This is a genomic window from Sulfitobacter brevis, assembly GCF_900112755.1.
In the GTDB taxonomy this organism is placed as follows: domain Bacteria; phylum Pseudomonadota; class Alphaproteobacteria; order Rhodobacterales; family Rhodobacteraceae; genus Sulfitobacter; species Sulfitobacter brevis.
The window spans coordinates 116159-135791 of the sequence record NZ_FOMW01000010.1 but is presented as its reverse complement, the minus strand read 5'-3'; the positions used below and the strand labels follow the sequence as shown (position 1 = coordinate 135791).

General features: G+C 60.3%; 25 protein-coding genes. 18 read left to right on the top strand and 7 right to left on the bottom strand.

Annotation, left to right across the window (positions count from 1 at the left end):
• Positions 1–63: 63 nt before the first annotated feature.
• Genes BM174_RS14560 through BM174_RS14550 form a run of 3 tightly spaced genes read right to left on the bottom strand, consistent with a single transcriptional unit; the run spans position 64 to position 1458 of the window.
• A complete protein-coding gene (locus BM174_RS14560) occupies positions 64–288 on the bottom strand; it encodes a F0F1 ATP synthase subunit C (RefSeq protein WP_007816449.1) in 225 nt (74 codons plus the stop codon).
• 59 nt (positions 289–347) lie between these two features.
• The gene (locus BM174_RS14555; RefSeq protein WP_093924579.1) at positions 348–1106 is read right to left on the bottom strand and encodes a F0F1 ATP synthase subunit A; all 759 of its coding nucleotides are present in this window, start codon (positions 1104–1106) and stop codon (positions 348–350) included.
• A 1-nt stretch (position 1107) separates the two neighbouring features.
• Complete coding sequence (locus BM174_RS14550; RefSeq protein WP_093924578.1) at positions 1108–1458, bottom strand: AtpZ/AtpI family protein; 351 nt, start codon at positions 1456–1458, stop codon at positions 1108–1110.
• Between the two features lie 220 nt (positions 1459–1678).
• Between BM174_RS14550 and BM174_RS14545 the strand changes: the two genes are divergently transcribed.
• Complete coding sequence (locus BM174_RS14545) at positions 1679–2023, top strand: ArsR/SmtB family transcription factor (protein ID WP_093924577.1); 345 nt, start codon at positions 1679–1681, stop codon at positions 2021–2023.
• Between the two features lie 319 nt (positions 2024–2342).
• Here the strand turns inward: BM174_RS14545 and BM174_RS14540 are convergent, their stop codons facing one another.
• Together BM174_RS14540 and BM174_RS14535 are read right to left on the bottom strand one after the other, a co-directional pair.
• On the bottom strand, positions 2343–3239 hold the full coding sequence (locus BM174_RS14540) for a DMT family transporter (RefSeq protein ID WP_093924576.1): 897 nt from the start codon (positions 3237–3239) through the stop codon (positions 2343–2345).
• Complete coding sequence (locus tag BM174_RS14535) at positions 3236–4114, bottom strand: LysR family transcriptional regulator (protein WP_093924575.1); 879 nt, start codon at positions 4112–4114, stop codon at positions 3236–3238. The genes BM174_RS14540 and BM174_RS14535 overlap by 4 nt, the downstream gene beginning before the upstream one ends.
• Before the next feature lie 121 nt (positions 4115–4235).
• Between BM174_RS14535 and BM174_RS14530 the strand changes: the two genes are divergently transcribed.
• The 14 genes from BM174_RS14530 (at position 4236) to BM174_RS14470 (ending at position 14425) form a co-directional block, all read left to right on the top strand.
• Complete coding sequence (locus BM174_RS14530; protein ID WP_093924574.1) at positions 4236–4814, top strand: FMN-dependent NADH-azoreductase; 579 nt, start codon at positions 4236–4238, stop codon at positions 4812–4814.
• A 113-nt stretch (positions 4815–4927) separates the two neighbouring features.
• Positions 4928–6712 carry an SLC13 family permease gene (locus BM174_RS14525; protein WP_093924573.1) on the top strand — a complete coding sequence of 595 codons (1785 nt, stop codon included), beginning with the start codon at positions 4928–4930 and terminating at the stop codon, positions 6710–6712.
• Positions 6713–6970: 258 nt separating this feature from the next.
• Complete coding sequence (gene ffh / locus BM174_RS14520; RefSeq protein WP_093924572.1) at positions 6971–8455, top strand: signal recognition particle protein; 1485 nt, start codon at positions 6971–6973, stop codon at positions 8453–8455.
• Positions 8456–8492: 37 nt separating this feature from the next.
• Positions 8493–8789 (top strand): chorismate mutase, encoded by a 297-nt coding sequence (locus BM174_RS14515; RefSeq protein WP_093924571.1) that lies wholly within the window; start codon positions 8493–8495, stop codon positions 8787–8789.
• A gap of 43 nt (positions 8790–8832) precedes the next feature.
• Positions 8833–9237 (top strand): 30S ribosomal protein S16, encoded by a 405-nt coding sequence (rpsP, locus tag BM174_RS14510; protein ID WP_093924570.1) that lies wholly within the window; start codon positions 8833–8835, stop codon positions 9235–9237.
• 18 nt (positions 9238–9255) lie between these two features.
• Positions 9256–9885 carry a 5,6-dimethylbenzimidazole synthase gene (gene bluB / locus BM174_RS14505; protein WP_093924569.1) on the top strand — a complete coding sequence of 210 codons (630 nt, stop codon included), beginning with the start codon at positions 9256–9258 and terminating at the stop codon, positions 9883–9885.
• Positions 9885–10034 (top strand): hypothetical protein, encoded by a 150-nt coding sequence (locus BM174_RS21110; RefSeq protein ID WP_177209494.1) that lies wholly within the window; start codon positions 9885–9887, stop codon positions 10032–10034. The genes bluB and BM174_RS21110 overlap by 1 nt, the downstream gene beginning before the upstream one ends.
• On the top strand, positions 10031–10579 hold the full coding sequence (gene rimM / locus BM174_RS14500; protein ID WP_093924568.1) for a ribosome maturation factor RimM: 549 nt from the start codon (positions 10031–10033) through the stop codon (positions 10577–10579). Before BM174_RS21110 ends, rimM begins: the two co-directional genes overlap by 4 nt.
• Positions 10579–11367, top strand: a complete 789-nt coding sequence (locus BM174_RS14495; protein WP_093924567.1) for a hypothetical protein — start codon at positions 10579–10581, stop codon at positions 11365–11367. The genes rimM and BM174_RS14495 overlap by 1 nt, the downstream gene beginning before the upstream one ends.
• Positions 11364–12152 (top strand): tRNA (guanosine(37)-N1)-methyltransferase TrmD, encoded by a 789-nt coding sequence (trmD, locus tag BM174_RS14490; protein ID WP_093924566.1) that lies wholly within the window; start codon positions 11364–11366, stop codon positions 12150–12152. The genes BM174_RS14495 and trmD overlap by 4 nt, the downstream gene beginning before the upstream one ends.
• A 123-nt stretch (positions 12153–12275) precedes the next feature.
• A complete protein-coding gene (locus BM174_RS14485; protein ID WP_093924565.1) occupies positions 12276–12437 on the top strand; it encodes a DUF1328 family protein in 162 nt (53 codons plus the stop codon).
• Positions 12438–12733: 296 nt separating this feature from the next.
• Complete coding sequence (rplS, locus tag BM174_RS14480; protein ID WP_093924564.1) at positions 12734–13126, top strand: 50S ribosomal protein L19; 393 nt, start codon at positions 12734–12736, stop codon at positions 13124–13126.
• 5 nt (positions 13127–13131) lie between these two features.
• Positions 13132–13353 carry a 50S ribosomal protein L31 gene (rpmE, locus tag BM174_RS14475; RefSeq protein WP_093924563.1) on the top strand — a complete coding sequence of 74 codons (222 nt, stop codon included), beginning with the start codon at positions 13132–13134 and terminating at the stop codon, positions 13351–13353.
• 262 nt (positions 13354–13615) lie between these two features.
• Entirely contained in the window at positions 13616–14425 is an 810-nt protein-coding gene (locus tag BM174_RS14470; protein WP_093924562.1) for a division plane positioning ATPase MipZ, read from the top strand.
• On the opposite strand, the gene BM174_RS14465 is transcribed toward BM174_RS14470, so the two are convergent.
• Positions 14422–15300 (bottom strand): DMT family transporter, encoded by an 879-nt coding sequence (locus BM174_RS14465; protein ID WP_093924561.1) that lies wholly within the window; start codon positions 15298–15300, stop codon positions 14422–14424. The two genes, BM174_RS14470 and BM174_RS14465, sit on opposite strands and share 4 nt — an antisense overlap.
• A gap of 27 nt (positions 15301–15327) precedes the next feature.
• Positions 15328–15777 (bottom strand): MarR family winged helix-turn-helix transcriptional regulator, encoded by a 450-nt coding sequence (locus BM174_RS14460; RefSeq protein ID WP_093924560.1) that lies wholly within the window; start codon positions 15775–15777, stop codon positions 15328–15330.
• A gap of 69 nt (positions 15778–15846) precedes the next feature.
• Here BM174_RS14460 and hmgA point away from each other — a divergent pair, with 69 nt between their 5' ends.
• The 3 genes from hmgA (at position 15847) to BM174_RS14445 (ending at position 19543) form a co-directional block, all read left to right on the top strand.
• Complete coding sequence (hmgA, locus tag BM174_RS14455; protein ID WP_093924647.1) at positions 15847–17208, top strand: homogentisate 1,2-dioxygenase; 1362 nt, start codon at positions 15847–15849, stop codon at positions 17206–17208.
• Between the two features lie 62 nt (positions 17209–17270).
• On the top strand, positions 17271–18524 hold the full coding sequence (gene fahA, locus BM174_RS14450) for a fumarylacetoacetase (RefSeq protein ID WP_093924559.1): 1254 nt from the start codon (positions 17271–17273) through the stop codon (positions 18522–18524).
• 68 nt (positions 18525–18592) lie between these two features.
• The gene (locus BM174_RS14445; RefSeq protein WP_093924558.1) at positions 18593–19543 is read left to right on the top strand and encodes an MBL fold metallo-hydrolase; all 951 of its coding nucleotides are present in this window, start codon (positions 18593–18595) and stop codon (positions 19541–19543) included.
• Positions 19544–19633: the final 90 nt, after the last annotated feature.

Here is a 19633-nt window from a genome sequence, read left to right as displayed (position 1 = left end):
TGCCGTTACCGCCGCGCCGAGGTCATGGACCTCTGCGCGGCGGCCGATGTCAGGTCCGTTAGATTAGACGGCGAACATCAGCAGCAAAGCGACGAGGAACGAGAAGATCCCCAGAGCTTCGGCAAACGCGATGCCGATGAACAGTGTGGCTGTCTGGCCGGCTGCTGCCGATGGGTTGCGCAGGGCGCCGGACAGGAAGTTGCCTGCCACGTTGCCGACGCCGATGGCCGCAGCCCCCGAACCGATTGCTGCCAAGCCTGCGCCGATGTGTGCGAGTTCGCCTTCCATGAGTATTCTCCTATGGGTTGGAAGTTGAGTTTTAGTACGGGGCGCGCGATGCCCCATGATCAGTGACCGGGATGCAGAGCGTCTTTAAGATACACGCATGCCAGGATGGTAAAAACGTAGGCCTGGATGAAGGCCACGAGAACTTCGAGCCCGTACATCGCGGTGATCGCGACGATGGAAGCCGGAGAAATAACAGCGATGGCAGCAAAGCCCGCAAAGACCTTGATCACCGCATGGCCCGCCATGATATTGCCCGCCAAACGAATGGAGTGGCTTACGGGGCGCACGAAATAGCTGATCAGTTCGATGATCGCCAGAACCGGACGCAGGGCCAGAGGTGCCGAAGCGACCCAGAACAAACCCAGAAATGCCGTGCCGTTCTTCACAAAACCAAGGACCGTCACAGTCAGGAACACGGCCAGAGCCAGCACGACCGTTACCGCGAAATGCGAGGTGGGTGAAAAGGCTGTCGGGATCAGGCCGAGGAAGTTTGCGGTCACGATGAACATGAACAATGTCATGATATAGGGGAAATACTTGACCCCTTCTTTGCCGCAGATGTCTTCGACCATTTTATAGACAAAGCCGTAAGCCAGCTCAGCAACCGACTGCATCCGTGTTGGGATGATTGAACGGCGCGAGGTGCCCAAAACCAGCAATGCGAAGGTGGTCAGCACAGCGAGCGCCATCCAGAATGTCGCGTTGGTGATCGTGTACCATGCAACGGCACCCTCACCAAAGAACGGCTCCACGATGAACTGGTCCATCGGGTGAAATACCAGACCGCCTGCTTCTTCGCCTTGTGCTTCTGTCGCCATTTCAGGCTCCCCTGTCTTCACCCTTGCGGGTAGCGTCTGATCCGGCCTCTTCGGCCACTTTCCTCGACTGGATTTCCTGCGCGGAGCGGAGCATTGTCTTCACTCCGGCCGCGAGGCCCAGCATCACAAACAGCACCATAAAGATCGGCAGGGTCCCAAAGAGCAGGTCCAATCCGTATCCGATGCCGAAACCGATCCCGAGACCGGCCACTAACTCAATCACCATGCGCCAGGCCAGTTGAGCCTGAGAATGATGTTCTTCCAGACGGGGTTTGGGCGCACTGCGCTTTTTAGCGGCGTCGATCTTGGCCTCAAGCTGCGAGAGTTGCTGCTGTTGGTCCGGGTCGGTCACGCCACTATCCCCACTAAAAGTCTTGGGGTGGTGCTACTGTTGGACGGGGACAGAGTCAACACTGCTGTGACGGCGTATAAATCGCTGTTTTCCTGAGTTTATTTTGCCAAATGAAGTTGGCAGCAGGCGCGAAATGGCGCGGTAACCGCGGATTTTGCAAGTTTGCGCATATTCAACCATTTGGTTGACGATGGGGCGCGGGACGCGCACATGCTGGGAAATGACCAACGCGCTCGACATCACCTTTGCCGCTCTTGCGGATCCCACGCGCCGCGCCATCCTCGCGATGCTGCTGGAGGATGACATGGCCGTCACCGATGTGGCCGAGCCGTTCGAGATGTCCTTGGCCGCGATCTCAAAACACCTGCGGGTGTTGGAGCGTTGCGGGCTGATTTCGCAAGAAAAGCGCGGGCGGGTAACTTGGTGCAAGCTGGAACCGGACGCGTTGCAGGCGACTTCGGTCTGGATGCAGGGGTTCGGGCAGTTCGAGCCGGTGAACCTTGACGCGTTTGAACGGTTTCTGGCGGGCGAGCTTGGCAGCGCCAGAAATGCCGATGAGCCATGAAAAAAGCGCGCTCCCTTACGGGACGCGCGCTTGAATTCGATCAGTTCTGTGGCGGTATCAGAAGACGAAGCTGATGATAGCAACAACCACGACGACGAGACCGATGATGTAAATGATGTTCCGCATGATATTTCCTTTAGCAGTTTTGAGGGAAGGGACGAGCCCCTGTGAGGGGTCAGATCGCGCCGAAAACGAACTTAAGCAGAACAAGGACAATCACTACGAGACCGACGAGGTAAATAACGGAGCGCATTGATCTGTCCCTATTCTGCTTTGCGTTACGTCCAAACGCAGAAACATCCCGCAGGGTTCCCACAGATTACGATTTTTGCGGCAGATCGTCGTCGCGCAGCAGCAGGTAGAGCGCGAGGATGGTCATCATGACGCCCCCCAGAACCATCGGACCGGGCACGCCATTGCCCAACCCGATCTCCCACGCGATCACCCATGTGGGCGTCAGATAGGTATAGGCCATCACCTTGGCCGAGGGCAGCCGCAGGGTGGCAAATTGCAGCAAGATGATGGTGATGGCCGAGGCAAAGACCGCGACATAGATCAGCGTGACCCAGACCAGCGGGCGCAGGCTGCCCCAGTCGATCACCGCCAGTTCGGCGCGGGCGTAGACCAGCAGCAACACCGCACCTGCGAGCATTGTGCCGAAGGTGAAGGTGACGGCGGATTCGCCACGGTTCAGGCGGCGGACCATCGGAGTATAGAGTGCGTGGCTGATGCATCCGACGAAAAAGATCGCCTCCCCGCGCCCGATATCAAAGCGCATTAGCGCGATGAGGTCGCCGCGAAAGATTACCCAAAGTGCGCCCAAACCGCCGATGCTGAGCGCCAGCGCCATCCGCGACGTCAGCTTTTGGCGCAGCACCAGCCATGCAAAACCGGCGGCCATCACCGGCACGAGGGTAAAGACCGCCGAGGCGCTGATCGGGCGGGCGGTTTTCAGCCCCTCGAACATCAGTACGAAATAGATCGCAAACAGCCCGCCAAGCACAATGTAGCGCCACGGCGCTTCAAAGCTTTTGCGGGTCATCACGCCGCGCTGCCATGCCAATGCGCCGACGATCACCGCGCCGATGCAAAAACGCAGCGCGTTAAAGGCGGCGGGATCAATGTCATTGGCGACCAGCGCCCCGAGCGAGAAAGACCCCGCAACAAGGGCTGAAAATGCGAACATGGCCAGATGGCCCTGCGTGCCAGGGGTCATATACCGGCCTCGGTTACCTTGGATTTGAGAAAGCCCAGCAGCGCCTGCACTTTGGCGGTTCGGTGCAGATCAACATGGGTGACCAGCCACAGGGGCGCCACCCATTCAGGGCGCGGCGGGTAGATTTCCACGAGGTCGGGGAAACTGCGGGCGCGCACGGCAGAGAGAAAGCCGATGCCCGCGCCTGCGGTGAGCGCGGCCTCGACCGAGCGGGAATCCGAGCAGCGGAAGGTGACGCTGCTGTCGGGGACGTTCGCCGCCAGCCAGATGTAGAAGGGTGCGCGGCTATTGCGGTCGTCGGGGCCGATAAAGCGGTGTTTGTGCAGGCTGTCGCCGTCTTTGGGAATGCCATGCGCGGCCACGTAATCGCGGCTGGCATAGGCTGCGACTTGCTGGTCGCGCAGCGGTTGGACAACGTTGTCAGGCTGATCGGGCGGCGCACCCGCGCGGATTGCGACATGGGCCTCGCCATACTCCAGCCGGAACAAGCGATCACCGGTGACATACCGCACGATCACATCGCTATGTGCGTGCTGGAAGGCAACCAGCATTGGCGCGATTTGGGGCGACAAGGCTTCGAGAGAGGTGACCACCAGTTCGCCCGAGACCTCGGCGCCACGGCCCTTGATGCGCCCCGCCAGTTGCGAGAATTGATCGTCGGTCGCTTTGGCCACGCGCAGCAGGTCCTCGCCCGCCTCGGTTGCGGTATAGCCACGGGCATGGCGCTGGAATAACCGCACCCCCAACCGTGCCTCCAAAGCGTCGATATGGCGGATCACCGTCGCATGGTGCACGCCGAGCACTTCGGCAGCGCCGCTCACCGTGCCTAGGCGCGCCACCTGATAGGCCGTTTTGATCTCGTCCCAGTTGTCCATTGTGCCCTCTGTGCGTCAGCGAACATTACCTGCGCCATTTTCCGCGTTGCGTTCGAAGATGCAAGATACAAATAAAGCGGCAGGAGACAATCGTTTTCACCCTCTTCAAGGAGCATCGCTCATGTCTATTCTACGCATCGACTCGTCTGCCAACACTGAAACCTCCGTTACCCGTACGCTGACTGATCGTATCATCGCGACGCTGGACGACACCAATATCACTGTGCGTGACCTCGCCGAAACGCCGCTGCCACAGATCACCCATACATGGGCCGTGGCCCGTGCTGTGCCCGGCGAAGATCGCAACGCCGAGCAGAAAGCCGCTCTGGAGCTCTCAGATACCCTGATCGCCGAGCTGCGCGCCGCAGATACAATCGTGATCGGCGCGCCTGTCTATAACTTCAGCGTCCCGGCGTCGCTGAAAGCTTGGATCGATTTGATCGCCCGCGCTGGTGAAACATTCCGCTATACGGCTGATGGCCCCGAGGGTCTGATCAAAGGCAAACGTGTTATTGTTGCTTTTGCATCGGGCGGCACGCCTGTTGGCTCCGAGATGGATTTCGCCAGCACCTACCTGCGCCATGTCTTGGGCTTTATCGGTATCACCGACGTGACTGTCATCGCGGCGGATGCGCTGGCGATGGACGCTGATAAAACCATCGCAAACGCCAATGCAGCCGTGGACGCACTGGCCGCATAAGCGGACTGGCGCTGCAAAAAAGATTTCCCGCCTGTCGCATGACGGGCGGGGAACCGGACCCCCTTGACCGGTGTTAAATCTGTGGTGCAATGACGCCAAAAAGAGGGGCAGAAATGCACGACTGGATTGCAGGGTCCGAAGACCTGATCGCGCTGGCCTTACTGGTTGGCGTTTTTGTTCTTTTCATCATCGAGAAATACCCACCCGACACCACCGCGATTGGCGGTGCCGCGATCTTTATGCTGTTGGGGCTGGTCAGCACCGATGATGTGATGGCGGTGTTTTCAAACTCCGCGCCGATCACCATTGCCGCGATGTTTGTGGTATCGGGGGCGCTGGTGCGCACCGGCGTTCTGGATGCGATGGCAGGGTTCATTGTCGAACGCGCCCGCACCCGTCCCGCACTGGCTTTGGTCACCTTCTTTATGGCGACGCTTGTGGCTTCGGCGTTTGTGAATAACACGCCCGTAGTGCTGATCCTGATCCCGCTGGTGCTCAAGCTCAGCCACGCTGTCGGGATTGTTTCGACCAGACTATTGATCCCGCTCTCCTATGTCTCGATCCTTGGCGGCACCTGCACGATGATCGGCACCTCAACCAACCTTCTGGTGGACGGGGTGGCACGCAAAAGCGGCATGGAGCCGTTCGGCATTTTCGAAATCGCACCCGTGGGGATTATCGCAGCCCTCACCGGACTGGCGTTTCTGGCTCTGACGGGGCGGTTTTTGCTGCCCAACCGTGAAAGCGCGGGCGCGCAGTCGATGCTCACCGAAACCCGCTTTCTGACCGAAGTCAGTCTGCGCAGCACCGCCCCGATGATCGGTCAAAAACTCGAAGATACGGCCCAGTTCACCCGCGCCGAGATCAGCGTAAAGGGCATCCGCCGTGGCGGGGTGATCCAGCGGTCGGGTCTGGCCGAGCAGGTTTTGGCCAAGGGGGACACCTTGATCATGACGCTGCCTACCTCTGAGCTGCTGACGCTGAATGACATCGCGGGTCTGCAAGTTGGCCTGCGCCATGCCGGACGGCCCCGCGAGGAAGAAGAGTTGATTGTCGCCGAGGCCATTGTGCCGCCCGGTTTGGCCGCAGGACGCGGCACTTTGGGCGAAAGCGGCTTGGGTGCTGATTATGGCCTGCGTATTCTGGGCGCGGACCGTCACAAACATATTGCAGGGCCTGATCTTTGGTCGGTGCGCCTGCGCCCTGCGGATCGGCTATTATTGCAAGGCACGGCCAAAGGGCTGGATGCGCTGGCCGATCGCGGCACGGTCGTCTCGGTCTCGCGGCCCTCGGGTCGGGCCTATCGCCGCAAACAAGCACCGATTGCGATTGCCTCCCTGCTCGCAGTTGTCGGGCTGGCGGCGGCGGGGGTGGCAGGTATTACCTCACTGGCGATCCTCGCGGTCGCGGCGATCCTTGTGTTGCGCTGTATTGATAGTGACGAGGCTTGGGGCTCGATTGATGCCTCTATCCTGATGCTCATCTTTGCGATGCTGGTGATCGGCGCGGGGCTGGAAAATACCGGCGCTGTGCAACTGATCGTTGATGTGCTGACCCCGCTGCTTGACGGCCTGCCGCCTATTGTGCTGCTGGCGGCGGTCTATGTCACCGCCTCGGTGCTCACCGAACTGGTCACCAACAATGCCGTGGCGGTGGTGCTGACCCCGATTGTGATCTCGATGGCGTCGCAACTGGGCATTGATCCTCGGGCGTTGGTGGTGGCGGTGATGATGGGCGCTTCGGCCAGTTTTGCCACCCCAATCGGCTATCAGACCAACACGCTGGTCTACGGTGCGGGCAACTACCGCTTTAGCGACTTCCTGAAAGTTGGTGTACCGATGAACCTGATCGTCGGCGCAGCGGCGGTTTTTGCCATCACGATCTTCTTCCCGCTCTAGCGCTACACGCGGGGCGGTTCCTGCCGCCCCGCTTGACTCGCACGGCCAAGCGGCCTAAACGCTGGCCAAACCCCGGGAGCAAAGCCTTCCGGTCCCTGCCTTGTGCGGGGATCGCCCTCCACCAGCGTGTTACGCCCGTGGGGGCAAAACCGTTTGGTTTTGACCCTGCGCGCATGGCTGGACCATGGGCATTTGTGCATTCCGGCGGGCGCCCCTAAATAGGGTCTGTCCGCAACCGATCAGAAGGGGCATCCGCCCATGTTCGAGAACCTCAGCGAACGCCTTTCCGGCGTCTTCGACCGCCTCACCAAACAGGGTTCCCTGTCGGACGAGGATGTGAAAACCGCGCTGCGCGAGGTTCGCGTGGCCCTGCTTGAGGCTGACGTCTCGCTGCCCGTCGCCCGCGATTTCGTCAAAGCGGTGCAGGACAAGGCCACCGGCCAGTCGGTTACCAAATCGGTTACTCCCGGCCAGCAGGTCGTCAAGATCGTCCATGATGCGCTGATTGATACGCTGCGCGGCGAGGGCGAACCCGGAGCGCTGAAGATCGACAACCCGCCTGCCCCGATCCTGATGGTCGGTTTGCAGGGTGGCGGTAAAACCACCACCACCGCTAAGCTGGCGAAGCGTTTGAAAGAGCGTGAAGGCAAGCGCGTGCTGATGGCCTCGCTTGACGTCAACCGCCCCGCTGCGATGGAACAGCTTGCGATACTCGGCGTGCAGATCGGCGTTGATACCCTGCCGATCGTCAAAGGCGAGACGCCGGTACAGATCGCCAAACGCGCCAAGACCCAAGCGGGCCTTGGCGGCTATGATGTCTATATGCTTGATACAGCGGGCCGCCTGTCCATCGACGAAGAGTTGATGAGCCAAGTCAAAGCGGTGCGCGATGTCGCCAACCCGCGCGAGACGCTGTTGGTCGTCGATGGCCTGACAGGTCAGGATGCGGTGCACACGGCCGAGAATTTCGACGCCCGTATCGGCATCACCGGCGTCGTGCTGACGCGGATGGATGGCGACGGGCGCGGCGGTGCGGCGCTGTCGATGCGTGCGGTCACCGGCAAGCCGATCAAGTTCGTCGGCCTCGGCGAAAAAATGGACGCGCTGGAAACTTTCGAGCCGGAGCGGATCGCGGGCCGTATCCTCGGCATGGGCGACATCGTCGCACTGGTCGAACGCGCGCAGGAAACCATCGAGGCTGAGCAAGCCGAGCGGATGATGAAGCGCATGGCGAAGGGTCAGTTCAATATGAACGACCTCAAGATGCAGCTTGAACAGATGATCAAGATGGGCGGCATGCAAGGCATGATGGGCATGATGCCCGGCATGGGCAAGATGGCCAAACAGGTCGAAGACGCCGGTTTTGACGATAACATCCTCAAGCAGCAGATCGCGCTGATCCAGTCGATGACCAAGAAAGAACGCGCCAATCCTGCGCTGCTGCAAGCCAGCCGCAAAAAGCGCATCGCACGCGGCGCCGGCATGGAGGTCTCCGACCTCAACAAACTTATGAAAATGCACCGCCAGATGTCCGACATGATGAAGAAAATGGGCAAGATGGGCAAAGGTGGCATGCTCAAGCAAGCCATGAAGGGGATGATGGGCAAGGGCGGCATGGACCCCAGCCAGATGGACCCGCAAGCGCTGGAAGCCGCCGCAAAGCAGATGGGTGGCAAACTGCCCGGTTTGGGTGGCGGCATGGGCCTGCCCTCCAGCCTGTCGGGATTCGGCAAGAAAAAATGATGACGCTTAGTGCTAATTGCTACCCCAAGGAGGCATCATGACCGATCCCGTGACCCGCGCCGCCGAGGTTCTGAAAGAACACCGCGCCAGTATCGACCGTCTCGATGCGATCCTTGTCTATACGCTGGGCGAGCGCTTCAAACACACTCAGGCCGTGGGGAAACTCAAGGCTGAACACGACCTTCCCCCCTCCGATCCGAACCGCGAAGCGGCCCAGATCGAGCGGCTCGAAGATTTGGCGAAAGAGGCTGACCTCGATCCCGAATTCGCCAAGAAGTTCCTGAACTTCATCATCGCTGAAGTCATTCAGCACCATAAACTGCAACAATCCTGAGACGGCCAAGCCGCTCTCGTACTAACTCAAAGGAAACTACATCATGGCCATGAAAATTCGTCTCGCCCGCGGCGGTTCCAAAAAGCGCCCCTTCTACCGTATCGTGGCTGCTGACAGCCGCATGCCACGCGATGGCCGCTTCATCGAGAAGCTGGGCACATACAACCCGCTGCTCGCCAAGGACAGCGAAGACCGCGTGATTATGGACATCGAGAAAATCCAAGCATGGATCGCCAAAGGCGCACAGCCAACAGACCGTGTTGCCCGTATGCTCGAAGCCGCTGGCGCCCTGCCCAAGACCGAGCGCAGCAACCCCAAGCGCGGCACACCGGGCAAAAAAGCCCAAGAGCGCGCCCAGCAGAAAGCCGACAAGGCAACTGCCGCCGAAGAAGCTGCGAACGCGCCAGCCGAAGAAGCTCCTGCTGCTGACGAAGCTGCCGCAGAGTAATTCAACGCGGGGCCCGGCATGGACAGCTTTTCAGAAGACTTCCGTGCCGGGCTTCACGATTTGCTGCGCTGGCGGCGCGATGTGCGCCACTTTCGCAGCGATCCGGTGCCGGAGGCGCTGCTGGCGCAGTGCCTCGACACCTTCAATCTTGCCCCTTCCGTAGGACTGTCTGAGCCGTGGCGCATTCTGCGCGTGCGTTCTGATGCCGCCCGTCAGGCCGCGTTAGAGAATTTCCGCGCAGCAAACGAGACGGCGCTGGCAGGTTATGACGGCGATAAGGCAAAGCTTTACGCCGCGCTGAAACTGTCCGGCATGCAGGACGCGCCCGAACAACTGGCGATATTCTGCGACGAGACAACCGCCAAAGGCCACGGACTTGGTGCGGCGACTATGCCCGAGATGCGCCGCTATTCGGTGGTGAGCGCCATCACCTGCCTTTGGCTCACCGCCCGTGCACATGGTCTGGGCATCGGCTGGGTCTCGGTGCTTGACCCCGACCGTCTGGCGCGTGATCTTGAGGCACCTCATGGTTGGACGCTGGTAGCCTATCTCTGCCTCGGCTGGCCCTCTGAAAATACAACCACGCCCGAACTCGAAACCAAAGGCTGGGAGGTCCGCGCCCCGAGCCTCAAAATAGAGAGCCGCTGATGTTTCGCCTGATTTTCCTTTTGTTCATTTTCGCTATCGGGTTCAGCTTCGGCATCACATATGATCGCAAACAAATGCGTGCCGAATGTAAGTCTGGCGAAGGCCAGTGGACCGGCACGATCTGCGTAAACTCGGAGTTGCTACAATGACCGATCTCATCTGTGTCGGGGCCATCGCGGGCTCTTACGGCGTACGCGGCGAAGTGCGCGTAAAAAGCTTTTGCGCGGTGCCTGAAGACATCGAAACCTATACCCCGCTTTGGTCCGAGGACCGTAGTACCCAGTATTCGCTGGCGCTGCTGCATCAGGTAAAACACGGGTTTGCCGCGCGCATTGCCGAGATTGCCACCAAAGAAGATGCCGACGCCCTGCGCGGCACCCAGCTTTATGCCGAGCGGGACCAGTTGCCCTCCCTGCCGGACGATGAATTCTATCATGCCGATCTGATCGGGCTTGAGGTCTATGACACCGGCGGCGTGCTGCTGGGCCGCGTCAAAACTGTGCAGAACCACGGCGCTGATGATCTGTTGGAGATGCAACTGGCAGGCGTGACCAACACCACATTCCTGCCCTTTACCAAGGCCGCCGTGCCCACGGTCGATCTGGCCTCGGGCCGTATCATCGCCGACCCGCCCGCCGGGATCCTCCCCGACAAGGACCCCGTGCCAGTCACCGGTGAAGCGGACGGGGACTAATGCCGCGCCGGATTGTCCTGCACGCAGGCTTTCATAAAACCGGCACGACGTCGGTGCAGCAGACCCTGCGCGAAAACCGTGTTGCGCTAAAGCAGCATGTCGCACTGCGTCTGCGTTGGCATATGCCCGAGCTGATCCATGCCACGCGGGGCTATTCCACTTGGCGCGACCCGCTGACCCTGATCAAGGTACAGGACCGGTTCGAGACCCTAATGGAGGACCTGCCGGGCATGCCGCGCCGCACGCTGGTCATCTCTGCCGAAGAGCTCGCGGGCCATCTTCCCGGGCGCGGTGATCTTGATGATTACAGCGCCGCACCCGTTCTGCTCTATGCGATGTGGGAGATTATGAGCAGCCGCTTCCCCGCCGCCGAGATTGTGATCTACCTCTCGACCCGCAGCGCGGATGCATGGCTGGCTTCGGCCTATTGGGAGCATGTCAAAGCCTCCGGCATGACGTTGGGCTTTGATGATTTCCGCGCCCGCTATCACAAGGCCGCCGCGCTAGAGGATATGGTAAGCGATATCGCCAGCCGCGTGCCCTGCCGCGTGCAATCCGCCGCACTCGAAGACTGCCGCGATCTGCCGCTTGGCCCCGCCGACCCGCTGCTGGACCTGTGCGATTTACCCCTGTCTCTGCGCAGTGGTCTGACCTCCGTGCTTGCCGCCAACCCGCGGCTGGGCGTTGATGTATTACAAGAGATGTTGCACGTGAACCGAACCCACGACGGGGCCGAGGCCCGAAACGCCGCAAAAAAAGCGATACTCGAACGGGCGCGGGCGCTATGAAGCCGCCCCGCTCCCATGGCCGCCAGTCAATCCGCGAAACGCTCAAACCCCGCGAGTTGATGCAGAACACGCCTGACTACGCCGACATCTGGCAAGCACGGGTCGTCACCCTGTTTCCCGACCTCTTTCCCGGTGCCTTGGGCGCCAGCCTGACGGGCAAGGCGCTGCAGGAAGGCCGTTGGCAACTCCACACTCACGACCTGCGTGAATATGGCATCGGCAAACACCGCAACGTCGATGACACCCCTGCGGGCGGCGGCGCAGGCATGGTGCTGCGTGCCGATGTGGTCGGTCCTGCCTTGGCTGCCGCCCAAACACATGCCCACGGACGCTGGCCGATCCTGTATATGTCGCCGCGTGGCCGCCGCTTTGATCATGCCATGGCGCAAGACCTGTCCCATTCAGCCGGTGTCACCCTGCTCTGTGGTCGTTTTGAGGGCGTCGACGAGCGGGTAATCGAACATTTCGGCATCACCGAAGTCAGCCTTGGCGATTTTGTCATGACCGGTGGTGAAATCGCGGCCCTCGCCATGCTCGACGCCACTGTGCGCCTGTTGCCCGGCGTGCTTGGCAATGCCGAGAGCGCCGTGGAGGAGAGCCACGCCAACGGCCTGCTCGAGCATCCGCAGTACACCCGTCCAGCCAACTGGGAGGACCGCGAAATCCCGCCGGTCCTTATGTCAGGCAACCACGCCGAAATCGCCAAATGGCGCCGCGCGCAATCCGAAGATCTCACCCGGACACGCCGCCCTGATCTGTGGTCCAAACACCGCGCCGAAGACTGATCTCCATTCACGTGGCAGATTAAACTCTCGAGGGTCAGGGGGCGGAACCCCCCGCAAACGCCGCCAATCGGAACCGAAAGCCTGATCCTTGCGTTTGAAAGAAATGGTCTCAGGAGAACCTCCATGCTCAAACTCATTCTGATCCTGCTTATTGTTGCCGCTGTCGCCTCGCTTTTGGGGTTTGGCGCTATCTCTGGTGTTGCCCTCACGGGGGCCAAAGTTCTTGTCGGCGTCGTGCTGGTGCTGTTCTTGCTGGTCGTGCTCGGCATCATTGCCATTACCTGATGGCGCGAACCTAACCACCTATGCCCCCCGCGCCGCCCTTATATTGCAGGCGGCGCGGGGTCTTCAAATGCACGGCCACTTCAAACCTCTTGCTCCCCACGCGCTTCGCGCCTATACGGCAGCAACTTGGAATCGCCTTGCGCGGTCTCAAGCCGTTATGCTTTTGCATGACACACTACAAAGCAATGACGATGCTACCTCCGGCGGGCCGCTGCGGCTGACCCGATAGACCCCGAAGCTCTTGGATCGCGCAATAACTTCGTGGAACACCACGAGCATCAAAGGAGATAGGTCAGATGAACCTGATCGCAGAGATTGAGGCGGAACAAATCGCCGAACTGGGAAAAACCATTCCCGACTTTCGCGCTGGCGATACCATCCGCGTAGGCTTTAAAGTCACCGAAGGTACCCGCACCCGCGTCCAGAACTACGAAGGCGTTTGCATCGCACGCAACAACGGCCACGGCATTGCCGGTTCGTTCACCGTGCGTAAGATCAGCTTCGGCGAAGGCGTCGAGCGGGTTTTCCCACTGCACTCGACCAACATCGACACCATTGAAGTTATCCGTCGTGGCCGCGTCCGTCGCGCCAAGCTTTACTATCTGCGCGCGCGCCGTGGTAAATCCGCACGTATCGTCGAAAACGCCCATTACAAAAAGCCCAAGTCGGGCGCGAACGCAGAAGGATAAGATCGATGAAAACCGATACACATCCAGAATACCACATGATCAACGTCAAAATGACCGACGGCACGATCCTGGAAATGAAATCGACATGGGGCAAAGAGGGCGACCAGCTGTCGCTCGACATCGACCCTTCCGTACACCCCGCGTGGACCGGCGGCACCAGCCGTTTGATGGACACCGGCGGCCGCGTGTCGAAGTTCAAGAACAAGTACGCAGGTCTCGGCTTCTAAAGCCCTTACCCGTGGAAACGATCAAAGGCGCTGCCCTCGGGCGGCGCCTTTTTTGTCCCGCAAATAGCTTGGCTTGGTTGCCGTGACGCAGCCACATCGCAGGATTGAATGCCCCGCGCACCCGCACCGCCCCCTGCGACCGCGACAAAATTCCCGCATCGCCCCGCGCGTCATCCACAGTGGCTTCCCAAACGCGGCAACCCCAAATATAGTGTCTGCAACAATATCCTGCACAACGGCAGGGAACGAAGGGACAGCATTCATGGCGCACATCATCGTTGTGGGAAACGAGAAAGGCGGCGCGGGCAAATCGACTGTGTCGATGCACGTGGCGACCGCATTGGCACGCATGGGCCACAAGGTCAGCGGGCTTGACCTTGATCTGCGCCAACGGACGTTTGGCCGCTATGTCGAAAACCGCAGATCGTTTCTGGCCAAGGCAGGGCTGGAGCTTGCCAGCCCCGAGCTTTGCGAATTGCCCGAGGTCGAAGCCGGCACGCTGCGCGCAGGCGAGAATATATATGACCACCGGCTCAGCGCCGCTGTGGCTTCGCTCGAGCCTGACAGCGATTTCATCCTGATCGACTGCCCGGGTTCGCATACCCGCCTGAGCCAAGTTGCGCATTCGCTGGCCGATACGCTGATCACACCGCTGAATGACAGCTTTATTGATTTCGACCTGCTCGCCCATACCGACGCAAGCGGTGACAAAATCACCGGCCCGTCGGTCTATTCCGAGATGGTCTGGAACGCGCGGCAATTGCGTGCGCAAGCGGGTCTGTCGCCGATTGACTGGGTGGTGGTGCGCAACCGCATGGGTGCCCAGCGCATGGTCAACAAAGAAAAGATGGAACGCGCGATCCATAACCTCAGCAAGCGTATTGGTTTTCGCATCGCACCGGGTTTTAACGAGCGGGTCATTTTCCGCGAACTCTTCCCGCGCGGGCTGACGCTGCTTGATCTCAAAGACATCGGCGTCAAGCAACTCAATATCTCGAATGTCGCGGCCCGTCAGGAACTGCGCGACCTGATTAAATCGTTGAACTTGCCGGGCGTGACGGCGAACTTTTAAGGCGCGGCGGTTCGGCGGCGCGACCGCCGGACCAATACCCAAAGGTTCGATACCAATAGCGATCCGATCACAATCGCGCCGCCGAAGAGGGCATAGGGGCCGGGGTCTTCGCCGACCACCATCCACGCCAACAGCGGCGCGAGGGCTGATTCCAGCAACACCAGCAGCCCGACCTCTGCCGAGGTGATATAGCGCGGCCCCAAGGCCAACAGCACCGAACTGCCAACGATAAACCCGACGTGCAGCGCCACCAGCGGCATTTGCGACAGCGGCATGCTCAAGGGTGCCGCCCATGGTAAGATCACGAGCCCCGCCAGCAAATAGCCAACCGCCACCCCCGGTACCATTGAGATGCCGCGCACCCGCCGCGCTGCCGTGAGTGCGGCAGCAAAGGCCGCTGACACCCCCAACGCCAGCAAGTCCCCCGCCAATGTCGCGCCTTGGGTTTCGCCAGACCCATAAGCGATCACCGCGAGCCCCGGCAAAACCGCCGCCATGGTGAGCAATGTCCGCGCAGAAAACGGCTCCGACAGAAAAATTCGGCTGTAGATGCTGGCGAATACCGGCAGCGAGGCGATGATGAACACTACATTGGCAACCGAGGTCAGGCTAACCGCAATCACAAACAGCACGCCGCTGGCTCCGACCCCCAGCACATAAACAACGCCGTAACGCCCCGCCTGCGCCACGGCGCGAAACGGTGCCACGCCGCCCGTCGCCAGAACGCCCAGCCCGATGACCGCGCCGACCAATGTGATCCGCCAGAAAGCGATCGTCAGCGGTGCCGCGTCGATCAACCGGACGAAAAGCGCATCGGGCACCACGAACAGCACCCCGAAAAATGTGATGAGAAGGCCCTTGGCTTGATCGGTCATGTCGCCATCGGTGACGTGCTTTTGACGCTAAGTAAAGCGCTGCGGTTCTGCCTTGGCGAGCTTTGTCAGAGCCGAGCGCAGCCCTGCGGCTTCTTGCTCTGTCAGCCCGTCGGTCAGCGCCGCTTCATAGCGCCGCGCCACCTCGCGCAGATCGGCGTAGGCGGCCAGCCCCTGCGGCGTCAGCGTCAAATGCTCGACCCGGCGATCTTGTTCATCGCGGGCCCGCTCCACGAAACGCCGCTCGGTCAGGCGCTGCACCGCGCGGCTGATTTTGGTCTTGTGGGTCTTGGCCCGCACTCCGATCTCGCTCGCAGTCAGCCGCCCGTACAGCCCCAGATGGAACAGCACACGCCAATCGGTGCGCAGCATACCATAGCGGTCTTTATAGACCTGCTGAAACGCGAGACTGCTGTTTTCGGCGGCCTGCGCCAGCAGATACGGCAGAAACAGAGCAAGCTCGAATTTATCGTCTTTCATCACCGGACCGCTTGTTAGTTACAAAATCAACTATTACAGATGCAACAGATTTATCAAGGGGGCACTGTCATGAACCGCCAGACCACGCCAAACGACATGACCACGGCAGCGACGCCGATGGGCACACACCACGGCTATATGCCCGGTTTCGGCAATGACTTTGAAACCGAAGCACTGGACGGTGCGCTGCCGCAGGGCATGAACTCTCCGCAAAAGTGCAACTACGGCCTTTACGGTGAACAGCTATCCGGCACCGCCTTTACCGCACCCAGCCACCAGAACGAGCGGACATGGTGCTACCGCATTCGCCCGTCGGTGAAACATTCGCACCGCTATGAAAAGATCACCCTGCCCTATTGGAAAACCGCGCCGCATATCCCGCAGGATGTGACCAGCCTCGGCCAGTACCGCTGGGATCCGATACCGCATTCCGAGCAGAAGATGACATGGCTCACCGGCATGCGCACCATGACCACAGCAGGCGATGTGAACACCCAAATCGGCATGGCGAGCCATATCTACCTTGTCACCGACAGCATGGTGGACAGCTATTTCTACTCCGCCGACAGCGAAATGCTGATCGTGCCGCAAGAAGGCCGGCTGCGGTTTTGTACCGAACTGGGCGTGATAAACCTCGCCCCGCAGGAAATCGCCATCATCCCGCGTGGTCTGGTCTACCGTGTCGAAGTGCTTGAGGGGCCGGCGCGGGGCTTTGTCTGCGAAAACTACGGGCAGAAATTCGAACTCCCCGCGCGCGGTCCCATCGGTGCAAATTGCATGGCCAACCGCCGGGACTTCAAAACCCCCGTCGCCGCCTTTGAAGACCGCGAAACCCCCTCCACCGTCACGATCAAATGGTGCGGTCAGTTTCATGAGACCCGCATCGGCCACTCGCCGCTGGATGTGGTGGCGTGGCACGGCAACTACTGTCCGGTGAAATACGACCTGACTACCTATTGCCCTGTCGGCGCGGTGCTTTTCGATCATCCCGACCCGTCGATCTTCACTGTGCTGACCGCGCCTTCGGGCGTTGAGGGCACCGCGAACATCGATTTTGTGCTGTTCCGCGAACGCTGGATGGTGGCCGAAAACACCTTTCGCCCGCCGTGGTACCACAAGAACGTCATGTCCGAGCTGATGGGCAATATCTACGGCCAGTATGACGCCAAGCCAAAGGGCTTTATCCCCGGTGGCATGTCCCTGCACAATATGATGCTGCCGCACGGGCCAGATAAGAACGCGTTTGAGGGGGCCTCCAACGCCGAGCTCACCGCGCAAAAACTGGACAACACCATGTCCTTCATGTTTGAGACGCGTTTCCCGCAGCACCTGACCGAATTCGCCGCCAAGGAAGCGCCGCTGCAGGACGATTACATCGATTGCTGGCAGAGCCTCGAAAAGAAGTTCGACGGCACCCCCGGCAAAAAATGAATGACGCCGCCAGCATCGGGCCTACGTCCGGTGAGATATCTTGCGGCAAAAAAGGATAGCTGATGACTTTGATGACCTCTTGGGTGGAAAGCGCCAATTCCGCCGACACCGATTTCCCGCTTAACAACCTGCCTTACGGCGTGTTCTCCACCAACGCGCTGGAGCCGCGCTGCGGCGTGGCGATTGGCGACCAGATCCTCGATATGGCGGCTCTAGAAGAAGCAGGGCTGATCGAACTTTCCGAAGAGCCTGTGTTTGACGTGCCCTATTGGAACGACGTGATGGAGCTTGGCGTCGACGCTTGGGAAGCCCTGCGCGCCCGGCTGATCGAATTGCTCAGCGCCGATGCCCCAGAACAGGCCAGCGTCGCGCCACATCTGGTGCCAATGGCTGATGTGCTGCTGCACATGCCGATGGTTGTCTCCGAATACACCGACTTTTACGCAGGTAAGCATCACGCCACCAACGTTGGCACCATGTTCCGTGGCGCTGAAAACGCGCTGCCACCAAACTGGCTGCACATCCCCATCGGCTATAACGGCCGCGCCTCCACGGTTGTGGTCTCGGGCACCGACATCCACCGTCCCAATGGCCAGCTCAAAGCCCCCGATGCTGACACGCCCAGCTTTGGCCCCTGCAAGCGGCTCGATATCGAGCTTGAGATGGGCGCGATCGTCGGCACCTCGACCGATATGGGCCAAACCGTCTCCGTGGCAGAAGCCGACGAGATGATCTTTGGCTATGTACTTCTCAACGACTGGTCGGCCCGCGACATTCAGGCGTGGGAATACCAGCCCCTCGGCCCGTTCCAAGCCAAGGCTTTCGCCACGTCGATCAGCCCGTGGATCGTGACCCGCGCCGCACTTGAGCCGTTCCGCACCTCCACGCCTGAGCGTGAAAAGGAACTGCTGCCTTACCTACAGGAGCCGGGCCCGATGCTCTACAACATCGACCTGTCGGTAATCATCGAACCCGAAGGCGGCAAACAAGAAGTTCTCGCCCGCACCAATTACAACCAGATGTATTACTCCGCCGCCCAACAACTCACCCACCACGCCTCCTCCGGCTGCGCAATGAACGCAGGCGATCTGCTCGGCTCCGGCACTATCTCCGGCCCCGGAAAATCCGAACGCGGCAGTCTGCTCGAACTCAGCTGGGGCGGCAAAGAGCCGATCACCCTCGCAGACGGCAGCACCCGCAGCTTCATCGAGGACGGCGACAACATGATCCTCACGGGCCACGCGCAAGGCGAAGGTTTCCGCATTGGCTTTGGTGCCTGCGAAGGCCGCATCTTGCCCGCCAAGCGCTTCCCCTGATCTTCATTTGGCAAATAAACTCAAATCCGGCGCCCCCCCAAAGGCGCCACCACTTCTAAGGAAACTGCATGGCCAAGAAATTCGCATCACAAGGCGACATGACCGAGAAAAAGATCACCTTCGACGAGGTCGGTCGTGACCTCTACGCTTTCACCGCCGAGGGCGATCCGAACTCCGGCATCATCATCGGCGACGAAAGCGTGATGATCATCGAGGCACAGGCTACCCCGCGCTTGGCCAATAAGGTCATCGAACGCGTCCGCTCCGTTACCGACAAACCGATCAGCCATGTCGTGCTGACCCATTATCACGCCGTGCGCGTGCTGGGTGCCTCGGCCTACGGTGCCGACCAGATCATCATGTCCGACACCGCCCGCGCCATGGTTGTGGAGCGCGGACAAGAAGACTGGGATAGTGAATTCCAGCGATTCCCGCGCCTGTTCGAAGGACATGAAAGCATCCCCGGCCTGACTTGGCCCACCACCACCTTCAGCGACAGCATGACCGTTTACCTCGGCAACCGCCGCGTTGATCTGATGCAACTGGGCCGCGCCCATACCGCAGGGGATATCGTGATTCATGTGCCGGATGAAAACGTCATGTTCACCGGCGACATCGTCGAAGACCACTCCGCCTGCTATTGCGGTGACGGGCATTTCAACGATTGGGGCGATACGCTCGACAATATCGCCTTCTTTGATGTCGATGCCATCGCACCCGGCCGTGGTGGTGCGCTGATCGGCAAGGATGCCGTGGCCCGCGCCATCGAAAGCACCCGTGATTTCGTCGATAGCACCTATGCGCCCGCGGCGCGCGTCGCGGCCCGTGGCGGATCGCTGAAAGAAGCATGGGACGCCGTGCGTGCTGCCTGCGACCCCAAGTTCGCCGACTACGCAATCTACGAGCACTGCCTGCCCTTCAACGTCGCCCGCGCCTATGACGAAGCCCGCGGCATCGACACCCCGCGCATCTGGACCGCCGAGCGCGACATCGCAATGTGGGAAGCGCTGCAGTCGTAAAGCAAAACCGACGGTGCGGCTGATCTAATACGCCGCACCGTAACCCCCTACCTATCCACCATTCTGCCGATCTGACCCCCGCCGGAGCAG